This window comes from Pseudomonas sp. B20 (genome assembly GCF_020515755.1).
Taxonomy (GTDB): Bacteria; Pseudomonadota; Gammaproteobacteria; order Pseudomonadales; family Pseudomonadaceae; genus Aquipseudomonas; species Aquipseudomonas syringae.
This window is the reverse complement of record NZ_JAHPJG010000007.1, coordinates 48190-60414: the sequence shown is the minus strand read 5'-3', so window position 1 is coordinate 60414 and position 12225 is coordinate 48190. Positions and strand designations below refer to the sequence as shown.

The window sequence follows — 12225 nt, the reverse complement described above, 5'->3', positions numbered from 1 at the left end:
GTCCAGAATGGCATGCCAACGCGGAGCATTGGCACGATAGTGACAAGGCTCGGCTACAGATCAGCGTTCAGCCCAAAGCGTTTTCTCAGGCCCATATCCAGCAGCCCTTTGGGCAGCAACCACGCCATCAGCGGCAGCAGCCGTGAGCCGTTGCCCAGGCGCAGCAGGCGTGGCGGATGGGTGTGTTGCGCGGCCTTGAGCAAGTCGCGAGCGAATTCGGTGACGGGGGTAGGGTTGTCCAGAGACGCCCTGGCGCGTGCACGAATGCCTTCGCGAATCGGCCACCAGGGCGATTGCTCGCTGATCAACTGCTCGGCCTCGTGGCTGGCGTTCTGTGCGAAGCTCGACGCAATCGCGCCGGGCTGAACCTCCATCACCTGGACGCCGAACGGCGCCAGTTCCAGACGCAGCGCATCACTGAGCGCATGCACCGCCGCCTTCGACGCACAGTAAGCCCCCGCGAACGGCGTGACCAGCACACCGGATACGCTGCCGATGTTCACCACCAGCCCCTTGTTGCGGCGCAGTGCCGGAAACAGCGCCCGGGTCACCCCGATGACGGAAAACACGTTGGTTTCGAACTGCCGCTGCAAGGCCTGCACACCGCCGTCGAGCAGAGGCCCCATCGCGCCATAGCCAGCGTTATTGATCAACACATCCAGGCCGCTGTGCTCCAGACCGGCGGCCAGTTGCTCCAGCGCCAGGCTGTCGTTGACGTCCAGTTGTACAGCGATGAAACCCGCTGCACTGAGTGCCGCGACATCGTCGGCCTTGCGCGCAGTGGCCCAGACCTCATAGCCAGTGGCCTTGAACGCGTCGGCCAGAGCACGGCCGATTCCGCTGGAACAGCCTGTAATCAAAGCGATGGGCATGTGGGATCCTTGTGGTCAGTCCGAGAAACTGCCTTGTAGATGTTCTGCGCGAAATTCCAGGGTTTGCGGGCGGTATCCATTGCGCAGTGCCGGCACCGGCACGCAATCCTGCCACGTGCCTTTGGCCTGAAGTTCACCGGGGCCGCGATAGCGTGCGGACGCGTAGGTGTTGTCGATCAGATTCACCGAATCACCAGGCGCATAGGCCGCGATTCGCCAACGCAGTTCCTGCAGGGTGACCTGATTGGTGTTGGTGATGCTGACCTGCAACGGACGATCTGCCGGACAGCCTTGCGGGTTGTAACTCAGGCGGATATCCAGATGCTCAAGCTGGCGCGTTTCCCGACTGTCCTGCCAGATGACGATAGCCGCCACCGCCCCGAGCGCGACCGCCGCGGCCAGCGAGACGGGCAAGGCCTTCGCCGGATAACGGAGCAGAAGGATCAGCCAGGTGAGGATTAACAGGATGCCGATCAACATGCGGCGGGTCTCCAGCAAGATGCAATGTCAGAGATACTACAGACATTGGGCAGGCGTTGACCAATGGGCAAGGCGTCGGCGCGGAGAGCGCTGCAGTCTGCCCTTGTTGTGCCACTGGCATAAGTGTCAGTAGGCGCAACGGCGCCACTTATCTAGAGTGTGGGACAGCGCGGAATTTTCCAGCGTCGTCGGACTTGCTGCAGGTGCCAGTCATGGTTGAATGCTCGATTGCCCTTCATCAGCACACGCCGGCATTACAGTTGGTGGATCCACGCGGGTTGCCTGTGGGGTCAATTGCGCTATGCCGTACGAGTAGCGATATCGAGCCGCAAATCCGTACCAGCCATGCGTCCTTCGACATGGCGGGGCGACCTGTCAGCTGTTGGGACCCGCGCCTGTGGGCTGATCGGGCACCCGCCAATCTCAGCGTCATTCATTCGCTCAGCGGTCAGGTGCTGGCCAGTGACAGTGTGGACGCGGGCTGGCGGGTTTTGTTGGCGGGTGAGGCCGGGCAGGTGCTGGAGGCCTGGGACGCTCGGGGCGTTGTGCGACGTACGGGGTATGACGCGCTGCTAAGGCCCATCGAGGTTTTTGAAGATGAACACTGCGTTGAGCGCTTGCTTTACGGCGGCCCTGATTCGATCGCGTATAACCAGTGCGGTCAGTTGATTCGTCATGATGATCCGGCAGGCACGCTGCTTGACGATGAGTACGGTCTTTCGGGAAATGTGATCAGGCAAACGCGGCGCTTTCTGCACTCTGCCAATGAGCCTGACTGGCCCGAGTCGTTGACCGGGCGTGATGCCTTGCTGGAGCCCGGCGACGGCGCAACCACGTGCTGGCAATACAACCCGTTGAACGAGATCACCTGGCAACGCGATGCGCAGGGCAATGTTCAATGTCTGGGTTACACCGTTGCAGGGCAGTTGAAAGACAGTCGTTTACAGCTCAACGGTCAGGCCGAACAGGTTCTGGTCAGTGCCATTCAATACGACGCGCAGCAGCGGGTGGTGTCGGAAACGGCTGGCAATGGTGTGATCAGCACGGCGCGGTATGACACTGAAGACGGTCGCTTGCTGGCGTTGAATGCCACGCGTAGTAATGGGCAGTTGTTGCAGGATTTGCGTTACGACTATGACCCGGTCGGTAATGTAATCCGTGTCGATGATCGTGCTCTGCCAGCCATCTCCAAAGGTCAGCGCATCGACTCGGTTTCGACCTATCAATACGACACGCTTTATCAACTGATCGAAGCCTCGGGCAGGGAATGGGCAGTCGTTAATCACGGCCCGGTGCTGCCTGGTTTCCAGAGTCCTGCCGATCCTTCGACGCTGGCTGATTACACGCAGACGTATCGCTATGATGCCGGCGGCAACCTGCAGCAGCTTACCCATACAGGCACGCAGTCCCATTCGCGCACGCTGGTCACCGCACGTTGCAGCAACCGCAGTCTGCCGGTGATCAATGGCCACATACCTGACGAAGCAGAAATTGCTGCTGCCTTTGATGCCAACGGTAATCTGCTTGCGCTGCAAGCCGGGCAAAACCTGAGCTGGGACCGACGCAACCAGTTGCAGCACGTGCGCCCCGTCGTTCGCGAAAACGGTTCGGACGACAGCGAACGCTATATATACGACGCCAGTGGCCAGCGCCTGCGCAAGGTGCGTACCACGCAGGCCAAAACCATGACCCATACGGCCGATGTACGTTACCTGCCCGGTCTTGAAATCCGTACCGATACGGCCACTGGCGAAACCCTGCACGTTGTTGTGGCCCGGGCCGGGCGCAATAACGTGCGCGTGCTGCATTGGGCATCTGGAAAGCCCGACGCGCTTGAAAATGATCAGACTCGTTACACCCTGAACGACCACCTGGGGTCCGGCACGCTGGAACTGGATGGACAGGCGCAGCGTGTCAGTCAGGAAAGTTATTACCCGTTCGGAGGCACGTCATGGTGGGCGGGGCGCAATGCGATTGAGGCGAGTTACAAGACCGTGCGTTACTCAGGCAAGGAGCGGGATGCGACAGGGCTTTATTATTACGGGCTGCGGTATTACGCGCCGTGGTTACAGCGCTGGATCAATCCGGACCCGGCGGGCGTTGAAAGCGGTTTGAATTTTTTTAATTTCAGTGCCAACAGCCCGATTGTGTTTGTCGATATCGGCGGGTTGACACCATTCCCTTTTGAAAAAATAAATAATCCGAAGGTATTGGCAGCAATCCGCAGCGGCTCCTATTTAGAGGCTCAAACTTTAGCTCGTGAAGCGCGAGCTTTCAACGATGTAGCATCGATAAATGAGTGGTTGGTTTCATTGATGAGGGTTACAAAAATAAGTGATGCCAAAAGATTTGATAATAGGCTTAATAATACGCTATTGACAATGGATGTGCCGGATAGCAGTATTAAGTTAATTATTAAAAAAGTAAATTTTAGTACGGGCGCTCAGCGTGAGGAGTTGGCTTTTATAGTAAGTCATAAATTAAAGCTAAACCTTGTTCCTCCCACCATCGCCAAGGCAAAAATAGCGGTTCAACAAATGATCGTAGGTGGGAAAAAAAACACAACTTCGGGAGTTAAGTTTCCGGAAGATGCCAAATTTTTTTACTATCTGGTGAATCAAATAGATGATAACTCAGGTAATCAACTTTGGCGGCAGGACGGCAGTGTGTATCTGATAGATCACGAATCGACGTTCTCAACAATAAACAATCAGGCGTACACGCTTGAAAATATAGACCTTCTGAGCGTTTTTGATGTGGACCGATGGGCCGCATTTAACAGTATTGGAGGGGGGAGTGGCGGAAGATTATTGCTCAGTCGGGTTCGACATTGAAGGACGCGGAAATAGACGCTTTTTTACACCGTGTTGCACAAACAAAAATTTCTGTACAAAAACATATTGATCAAGGAACGGCTTCTTTTGGGAAAAAGCGAAGTCTGATGCAGCGGGTGCTTAATAAAAAGACCGCCTGATGGCGTTTCTACTAAGTTGTGAGGTTTGAGAGTGAAATAAATTAAAAACCCTCAACACCTCTCTGTGCATATCAAAATACACAAAGAGCCGCTGAGGGCTGTCTTACTTGCAGCTAAAAGCGTCTGTCAGCGAGCGATCGTCTGTGTTTTCACACCCGCTTCCAGCGCGTTCGAACGACCGTAGATGTCTTCGAAACGCTCGATGTCGTCTTCGCCCAGGTAGCTGCCCGATTGTACTTCGATGATTTCCAACGGGATCTTGCCCGGGTTGCGCAGGCGATGGACCGAGGCGATCGGGATGTAGGTGGACTGGTTTTCAGTGAGCAGGAACACGTTCTCGTCACAGGTGACCTGCGCAGTACCGGATACCACGATCCAGTGTTCGGCGCGGTGGTGGTGCATCTGCAGCGACAGGCAGGCGCCCGGCTTGACGGAGATACGCTTGACCTGGAAACGACCGCCCATGTCCACCGAATCGTAGGAGCCCCACGGACGGTACACTTCGAGGTGGTTCTGGGTCTCGGTGCGGCCCTGTTCGTTCAGGGTGGCGACCATCTGTTTGACGCCCTGGACCTTGTCCTTGTGGGCAATCATCATCGCGTCCTTGGTTTCGACGACCACGATGTTGTCCAGACCGATCACCGACACCAGTTTGCCGTTGCCGTGGATCATACAGTTGCGGCTGTCCTGGATAACGACATCGCCCTTGGTGACGTTGCCGTTGGCGTCCTTGGCGTTGACTTCCCACAGCGACGACCAGCAGCCGACATCGCTCCAGCCGGCCGACAGCGGTACAACGCAGGCGCGCTGGGTTTTTTCCATGACTGCGTAGTCGATGGAGTTGTCCGGGCAGCAGGCGAAGGTCGAGGAGTCGATTTCAAGAGCGTCGCCATCCTGTACGCTGCGCTCGAGGGTCAGCAGGCAGGTGTCGTAGATGTCCGGATCGTGCTTTTTCAGTTCTTCGAGGAAGCGGCTGGCGCGGAACAGGAACATGCCGCTGTTCCAGTAGTAACCACCGGCTTCGACGAATTCCTTGGCGCGTTTTTCGTCAGGTTTTTCGACGAACTGCGACACGCGGCTGACGCCTTCCGGCAGCAGGGCATCGGCGGTGGACTTGATGTAGCCGTAGCCGGTTTCCGGCTTGTTGGCCGGTACGCCGAACAGCACCATTTCGCCGCGTTCTGCGGCGACGGTTGCCAGTGCCAGTGCGCGTTGCAGGGCTTTCTGGTCTTCGATGACATGGTCCGCTGGCAGCACCAGCATCAGGCCGTCATTGCCTTCGTTGACCAGCTTCATGGCGGTCAGTGCAACGGCGGGTGCCGTGTTGCGGCCGAACGGTTCCATGAGGATCGCCTGGGTTTCCAGGTTCAGTGCCGCGAGTTGCTCGTTGACGATGAACCGGTGGTCTTTGTTGCAGACCACGATAGGCTCCTGCATGCCTTCGAACACCAGACGCTCCAGGGTTTGCTGGAACAGGGTGTGCTCGCCGGTCAATGCCAGGAACTGTTTAGGGAATTGTTTACGCGAAAGCGGCCAGAGTCGTGAACCACTACCGCCTGACAAGATAACTGGAATCATTTTGTTTCTCCAAAAGCATTCAATTAGGGCCGTACGAGGTGTCTGTCGTTTCTGTCTTGTTCTTGTTCCGCGCTGGCCGGTTCAGTGCTGACGCCCTGAACCGACCGGCATAATCCGTTTAGCGGGTAGCGACCGGTGGCTTGACCCACACTGGCGAGAGGCTGCTGCCACTGCCGGTGATGTAGAGCACAGCGGCTTCGCCACGCTCCAGTGCCACAGGTTTCACATCGGTGACTTTCTTGTCGCCGTCGTACAGCGCCAGGCTGACCTTGACCGGGTTGATTTCACGCTCGCCGGTGCCTTTGGCCGCTACAGCCTTGACCACGTCGGTCTTGCCATCAGCGGTTTTCAGGGTCAGGGACTTGTCGCTCAGGTTTTGCACACGAACCAGGGATTTCTGCTTGTTCTTGAACGGTGGCTCTTCGACCAGCTGTGGCTTGCCGCTGGCGTTGTTGACGATGGTGTAGTAGTGATCACCCGCCAGTTTCACCGGCAGGCTCTGGCTGCCCAGCTTGGCGGTGTAGTCGCCCTGCGGCATGAAGCTGAACGCAGTGCTGCCCAGTGGCGCCACTTCGTTGAGGTTGGTGTTGCCAACGGCTGCGCTGATTTCGGCGTTGCTGGCGTTGTAGACACGCACGAAGGTCGAGCCTTTCGGTGCGGTCGGGCCGTACAGGGCGGAGTCACCGGCGAAAGCCTGCAGGGACATCAGGCCCAGACCTGCGGCCATTGCGCAGGTTTTGAACAGGCGTTTTGCGGCCGAACGGTTGGCAGTAGTGTTGAAAGTCATGAGTCAGTCCTCTCAGTTTTGCGCCCGGTTGGGCGACTCGGATTGTTTGGCGTTGAGCGCCACGTTTTCTTGGGTGTCACGCGATTTCTTCAGCTCGGCGATCCACTTCGGATCGAACTCGCCAAGATCGTTGTGTGCCGGCAGGTAGCGCTCCGGGAATTCCCAGATCACCACTTGCGGCGGGGTGTTCTTGAAGGCATCAGTCTGCAGGTACTTGAGCATCGGCAGGATGGGGCCATGGCCGTCTTCGGCGTAGTTGACGACATCGCTGCGCAGCGCTTCTTTCAAGGCACCGACGAAGTTCCAGTTAGGGTTGGCGCTGTAGCTGGTGCCCACCAGACCCACCGGGATGTCGCTGTCTGCGAACAGTGCGTCACCGCCTGCCGCTTCGCCTGCTACCGGATCGGTGCTGCGTTTCTGCAACTCGTCCGGCTTGGGCAGCATGTTGCTGAACAGCGGATCAAGCGGCAGGAATGTAGTCAGGTCACCTTTGTAGGCTTCGGTTCCCTTGGCTTGTGTGACGAACTGCTCAGGTTCGCCTTCCAGTGGTGTTTTCTGGGCAATCGCGGCGCTCAGTTGCTGCGCGGCGACTTCGGCACCCATTGGCGTCCAGTGGGTGTCGGTGCGCAGGAAAACCTGGCCCTGTTGCTTGGCAGCTTGCAACGGCGCCAGCAGGTCCGGGGCAAAGATCCCGGCCTTGGCCACCTGAGCGTGGAACTGCTGATACAGGTCGGTGTGCAGGCTGGCAGGCTTGCTGTCACCGATGTGTTCCGGGTACAGACGGGTCTTCGCCGGAACGATCGCCAGGACCAGTTTGGTGCCCTGTTTTTCCAGCGCGTCACGCACACCCTGAATGATCGCCAGGTTGTCGGCTTCGTTCTGCTCGCCGTTGGCAACTGCGTCGAATTCTTCGTCGGTGTACAGCCACTGGTCCTTGCCGAGCACGACGCCCGGACGACCTTCGTTGAACAGTTTGAAATCCAGCGCCGCCCAGAGGTTGGTGCCCAGACGCTTGATCGGGAACTCATCGTCGTAATGAGTTTCCGCCGCCTTGGTCCACTTGCCGTTGAGCACAGTGGTTTCCGCCGACGTCGAGAAGGTGCTGAAACTGCGCAGCGACCAGATCCCGAGGACCAGCAGAATGCCCAGAAAGAGGGCGATGTAGAGGATTCGTAATGAACGCGTCATGTCAGTCTCCTCAGAACTGGAAGTAAAGGAACGGCGAGAAGCTTTGCGCCGAGAGTTTGAGAATCGAAGCCACGAACAGCAGCAGGATCAGTGCGCGCATGGCGTAACGTGGCCAGTCGGCTTCCCAATAGGCCGGTTGCACCTGAGCTTCGCTGCCTACGGTGTAGCCAGGCATGTGCAGGCTGCCGGGTGCGTCGCCAGGAACGGCCTTGATGGTGCCCGGTTGTGCGGTTGCAGGACCGTCGGCCTTGGTGCTCTTGCCGGTGTCTTTTTCGCGATTCTGGTAGAAGTCGCGCAGACCGAAGAACGCCAGCGTCAGATAAGCCACCACCAGCGTTGCCACTTGCAGACCGGTCAGGCTGGCGCGGTTGAGTTCCGAAAGCTGCCACTCGCCGAAGCTGAACATGGCGCCGTACATACGACCGGCGACATGCAGGTTTTCAGCGCGGAAGATCACCCAGCCGATGATCACCAGCAGGAAGGTCAGTGCCCAGCGGATCGGGTTGAAGCTGTAGGGTTTGGTGTTGATACCGACCGCTTTTTCGATCGCCAGCCACATGCCGTGCCAGGCACCCCAGATGATGTAAGTGACGTTGGCACCGTGCCACAGACCGCCGAGCAGCATGGTCAGGAACAGGTTGCGGTAGGTCGCGACCTTGCCGCCACGGTTGCCGCCCAGGGTGATGTAAAGATAGTCACGCAGCCAGGTGGACAGGCTGATGTGCCAGCGACGCCAGAACTCGGTAATCGACTGGCTGATATAGGGCTGTTTGAAGTTTTCCATGAAGCGGAAACCCATCATCAGACCCAGACCGATGGCCATGTCGCTGTAACCGGAGAAGTCGAAGTACAGCTGCGCGGTGTAGGCCAGCGCACCCAGCCAGGCGTCGCCGGTGGTCGGGTTCTGCAGAGCGAAGCAGTGGTCGGCGACCACGGCCAGGGTGTCGGCGATGAACACTTTCTTGATGAAGCCCTGCATGAAGCGCGTGGCACCTTCAGAGAACTTGTCCAGCGTGTGGGTACGGTTGTTGAACTGGTCGGCCAGATCACGGAAACGCAGCACGGGGCCGGCGATCAGGTGCGGGAAGATCGCGACGAATGCAGCGAAGTCGATCAGGTTGCGCGTGGCCGGGGTGTCGCCGCGATAAACGTCGATGATGTAGCTGATGGACTCGAAGACATAGAACGAGATACCGATCGGCAACAGCACGTGAGTCAGGATGAACGGTTCCAGACCCATCGAGGTCATGGCTGCGTTGATGCTGTCCACGCCGAAGTTGGCGTATTTGAAGTAGCCCAGAATGCACAGGTCTACAATCACGCCAAGCAGCAACCACTTCTGTGCCGGCTTGGTCCGCACACCTGCTGCGCCCACCTTGAGACCGATCCAGTAGTTCCAGACGGTCACGCCGATGAACAGCGCCAGAAAGTCCACTCGCCACCAGGCGTAGAAGATATAGCTGGCAATCAGCAGCAGCAGATTGCGATAGCGTTGCCCGCTCAGGTAGTACAGGCCGAGGAAGATCGGCATGAACAGGAACAGGAACACGTTGGATGAGAAAACCATCCTTATCTCTCCGTTTGTCCAACATTCAAGGGCTCAAAGCCCCCCCAAACCCCCCGTTGAAATTGGGGGGTAAAACACGTCGCGTTACGACTTGTCGGTGAAGCAGCTCAGGCGAGGTCCGGTCTTACGGATTTAGCGCCTGGGCGTGCTTCTTCGCGAGCAAGCTCGCTCCCACAAAGAACTCTGTGAATCACGAACCGTCGTTATCGCCCTTGTCGCCTTTCTCGTGCGAGGGGTCGTAGACCTTGGTCAGGTCACCGCCCAGGCGGAACGTCTTGAACGGCTGCTTTTCGTGTTTCTCTTCCAGCACATCCGGGCTGCAGGTGTAGAGCGAGCAGTACGGTTCGAGCCAGGCGAATTTCGGATCTTTCTTCAGGTCCGTCATGTCCTGTTTCTCGCCGTTGTGTTCAGCGAAAATCGAAGGGTCTTTGACGCCGGCCAGAACCCGGTCACCCAGACGCTTCAGGGCACCATTGTTTTCCGGACGCAGGTCCACGCCGTTGGCCTGGGCGAAGCTGGCAATCATCGCGAGCGGTGGCAATGCGTAGTTGTGATACGACAGTGCACGCTGACGACGCTTCATCTCGTTGGGCAGGAAACCGTCCTTGTCCACTTGATTGGCAGCGACCTTGTATTCCTTCACGGCCCAGTCGAACAGGTCCTGACGATTGGTGGCGACAGCGGTTGCCATCACTGACCAGGCAGCCCAGTACGAGTGGTTGTTGATTTTTTCCAGCGGCAGATTGCTCCAGTCGCTGACCACCTGATCGGCCAGTTTGCTGAACCAGGTCTCGATGATCTTGGCGTCCTGCTGACGGTTGGCCAGCGGGTGCGACTCGGAGAACTTCAGACGCAGGTAGGCGGAGGACATGCTGCCCAGTGCCCATTTGCGCATGGATTTACCGGTGTGGTTGAACTCGCGCGACTCCAGCGCATCGGCCTTGGCCCAGGTGGTCATCATGTTCAGCGCGCAATCGAGTTGTTCCGGACGACCGTCGCGCATGTACTGCATCACGACTTTGCTGACGCCACGCTCAAGGGTGGTGATGTCCTTGGTCGCATCGCGGAACGCTTCTTCGGATACCGCATTGAGCGTTGCACGTGCCTTGTCCGAACCCTCGTACTTGCTGCGGAAGACCAGCTTGTCGGTGTAGGGCTTTGGAATGGCTTCACAGCTGAAGTTGTGATCGCCAGTCTTCATTTTTTCGATCGGGGCGTCATAGCCCTTGGGTGGAACCAGTGCGGCGGACGCGCCCGTGGCCCAGGCCATCGATGACAGGATTGCCATCGACAGCAGGGTAGGGCGTATCAGTTTAGGAGTCTGCATAAGTCACCTCATAGTCCGGCTTGAGCGGTGTGTGTCGCAGCGCTCGGGAACACGTTGCGTTTGCATACTTTGGCTTCGACTTTTTGTGGTGCCGTGCCTGCTTCCGGTCCCTGGATTTCCAGCGCCAGCAGTTGCTGGTTGGCCCAATCCTCATCCTCGCGCAATTCAAAGGCGAAGCGTCCATCGGTGTCTGACGTTTCCGGTTTCTCGATTTTCAGATCCTCGTGGCGACCGTTCATGTACCAGAGCCTGGCCTGAAGGACTTTCACCGAGGTGTCGTCAAACTTGATGTCGATCTGATTGCTGCCGTTGCGAATGTCCTTGATGCCATTCTTGCCGTTGACCAACACTTCGTTGGTGCCCGGCTTGAGGGTGGTGCTGGCGCTCATGACGGCAGGCTTGCCTTCACAGCCGTTGTCCAGCAGCGACATCATCTGGCGATAGATGGTCTCCTGATCCAGGCGATACAGTGGCGAGAATTCCCAGATGAGAATTTTCGGCGGACGCTTCTGGAAGTCTTCGCTGCCCAGGTACTGCAGCATCGAACCTTCCAGGCCACCACCAGGGAACGCCACGTTCAACACGTCAGCGCCCATGTATTCCTGCAGGAAGCCAGCGAAGTTGTAGTTCTTGCCGCTGTGGCTGGTACCGACCAGGGTGATTTCCGGGTTACCGGAATCGCCGAACAGGTCGCCGTCGCCCGCCTCACCCTTGGGCTCGGTGGTGAACTGGTCCATGTACTGGATCGCGTAGCTGGTGCCGCACAATTGACCCGCCATATTGTGCAAAGTGCCCGTCTTGCCCATGCGCCCGGAAATATGGCTTTCGAACTCACGCTTGGGGATGTCGCTGTAACCCGGAACTTTCTTCACGGTTTCGGCAACGATCTTCGCCGTACGCTGCGCGCCATACGGCGTCCAGTGCTGGTCACCGCGGAAGTAGAAGTCGTGCGCCTGCTGCTCGTTGGTCAACGGCGACAGGTCTGGGACCCAGTAGCCCATCTTGCTGAAGCGACCGAGCATGGCCTGATAGTTTTTCAGCGCCTTGTCGTAGTCGAACTTGTCGCGTTCGGCCGGGAACAGCTTGTTGCGATCCACCAGACCACGGGTCGGCTGATACACCACGACCAGCTCGACGCCTTTGCTCTTGAACGCATCGTGCAGTTCTTTCATGCGGCGATAGCCGGCAGGCGTGGTATCGAACTCGGTGCGCAGGTCTTCCTGAGTCCGGAACAGCCAGTCGCCCTGCGCCTGGACCAGCGTGGTGAAGTTCTGCTGATAGCGCGTGGTGTAGTTTTTCGCGTCATGCGCGGCCGGGCACAGCGAGCAGCAAGGCTCGGCCTTGAACGTCGGTGCTTGCGAGTCGTCTGCCCGAGCGACACCCGCGGCGGCCATCAAGGCGGCGGTGAGGCTGGACAGGCTCAACAGCTTGATCAGATGTGCGTGCATAACA

General features: G+C 58.0%; 9 protein-coding genes. 1 reads left to right on the top strand and 8 read right to left on the bottom strand.

All coding sequences use genetic code 11. From position 1 onward, the window contains the following. Positions 1-53: 53 nt before the first annotated feature. The gene (locus tag LIX91_RS09615; RefSeq protein ID WP_226488401.1) at positions 54-872 is read right to left on the bottom strand and encodes an SDR family oxidoreductase; all 819 of its coding nucleotides are present in this window, start codon (positions 870-872) and stop codon (positions 54-56) included. Between the two features lie 15 nt (positions 873-887). Then, on the bottom strand, positions 888-1352 hold the full coding sequence (locus tag LIX91_RS09610) for a hypothetical protein (protein WP_004419040.1): 465 nt from the start codon (positions 1350-1352) through the stop codon (positions 888-890). A 212-nt stretch (positions 1353-1564) separates the two neighbouring features. Between LIX91_RS09610 and LIX91_RS09605 the strand changes: the two genes are divergently transcribed. Further along, positions 1565-4186 carry an RHS repeat domain-containing protein gene (locus tag LIX91_RS09605; RefSeq protein ID WP_226488400.1) on the top strand — a complete coding sequence of 874 codons (2622 nt, stop codon included), beginning with the start codon at positions 1565-1567 and terminating at the stop codon, positions 4184-4186. Positions 4187-4452: 266 nt separating this feature from the next. Here the strand turns inward: LIX91_RS09605 and LIX91_RS09600 are convergent, their stop codons facing one another. The 6 genes from LIX91_RS09600 to LIX91_RS09575 all read right to left on the bottom strand — a co-directional run bounded on the left by LIX91_RS09600 (position 4453) and on the right by LIX91_RS09575 (position 12221). Next, the gene (locus tag LIX91_RS09600; protein ID WP_003415201.1) at positions 4453-5904 is read right to left on the bottom strand and encodes a mannose-1-phosphate guanylyltransferase/mannose-6-phosphate isomerase; all 1452 of its coding nucleotides are present in this window, start codon (positions 5902-5904) and stop codon (positions 4453-4455) included. A 118-nt stretch (positions 5905-6022) separates the two neighbouring features. Then, positions 6023-6691, bottom strand: a complete 669-nt coding sequence (locus LIX91_RS09595) for an alginate O-acetyltransferase AlgF (RefSeq protein ID WP_003408867.1) — start codon at positions 6689-6691, stop codon at positions 6023-6025. A 12-nt stretch (positions 6692-6703) separates the two neighbouring features. Then, positions 6704-7879, bottom strand: a complete 1176-nt coding sequence (locus LIX91_RS09590; RefSeq protein ID WP_103689188.1) for an alginate O-acetyltransferase — start codon at positions 7877-7879, stop codon at positions 6704-6706. Positions 7880-7889: 10 nt separating this feature from the next. Further along, positions 7890-9446 carry an MBOAT family O-acyltransferase gene (locus tag LIX91_RS09585; RefSeq protein WP_003408871.1) on the bottom strand — a complete coding sequence of 519 codons (1557 nt, stop codon included), beginning with the start codon at positions 9444-9446 and terminating at the stop codon, positions 7890-7892. A 190-nt stretch (positions 9447-9636) separates the two neighbouring features. After that, entirely contained in the window at positions 9637-10773 is a 1137-nt protein-coding gene (locus LIX91_RS09580) for a mannuronate-specific alginate lyase (RefSeq protein ID WP_003408872.1), read from the bottom strand. Between the two features lie 8 nt (positions 10774-10781). Beyond that, positions 10782-12221, bottom strand: coding sequence for an alginate O-acetyltransferase AlgX-related protein (locus tag LIX91_RS09575; protein WP_003408874.1), 1440 nt, complete (start codon positions 12219-12221; stop codon positions 10782-10784). Positions 12222-12225 lie beyond the last annotated feature (4 nt).

Bases quoted from the DNA above. Each gene is read 5' to 3' on its own strand.
- LIX91_RS09615 (WP_226488401.1), bottom strand. From the start codon at position 872: ATGCCCATCGCTTTGATTACAGGCTGTTCCAGCGGAATCGGCCGTGCT.
- LIX91_RS09575 (WP_003408874.1), bottom strand. From the start codon at position 12,221: ATGCACGCACATCTGATCAAGCTGTTGAGCCTGTCCAGCCTCACCGCC.
- LIX91_RS09600 (WP_003415201.1), bottom strand. From the start codon at position 5,904: ATGATTCCAGTTATCTTGTCAGGCGGTAGTGGTTCACGACTCTGGCCG.
- LIX91_RS09580 (WP_003408872.1), bottom strand. From the start codon at position 10,773: ATGCAGACTCCTAAACTGATACGCCCTACCCTGCTGTCGATGGCAATC.
- LIX91_RS09590 (WP_103689188.1), bottom strand. From the start codon at position 7,879: ATGACGCGTTCATTACGAATCCTCTACATCGCCCTCTTTCTGGGCATT.
- LIX91_RS09595 (WP_003408867.1), bottom strand. From the start codon at position 6,691: ATGACTTTCAACACTACTGCCAACCGTTCGGCCGCAAAACGCCTGTTC.
- LIX91_RS09610 (WP_004419040.1), bottom strand. From the start codon at position 1,352: ATGTTGATCGGCATCCTGTTAATCCTCACCTGGCTGATCCTTCTGCTC.
- LIX91_RS09585 (WP_003408871.1), bottom strand. From the start codon at position 9,446: ATGGTTTTCTCATCCAACGTGTTCCTGTTCCTGTTCATGCCGATCTTC.
- LIX91_RS09605 (WP_226488400.1), top strand. From the start codon at position 1,565: ATGGTTGAATGCTCGATTGCCCTTCATCAGCACACGCCGGCATTACAG.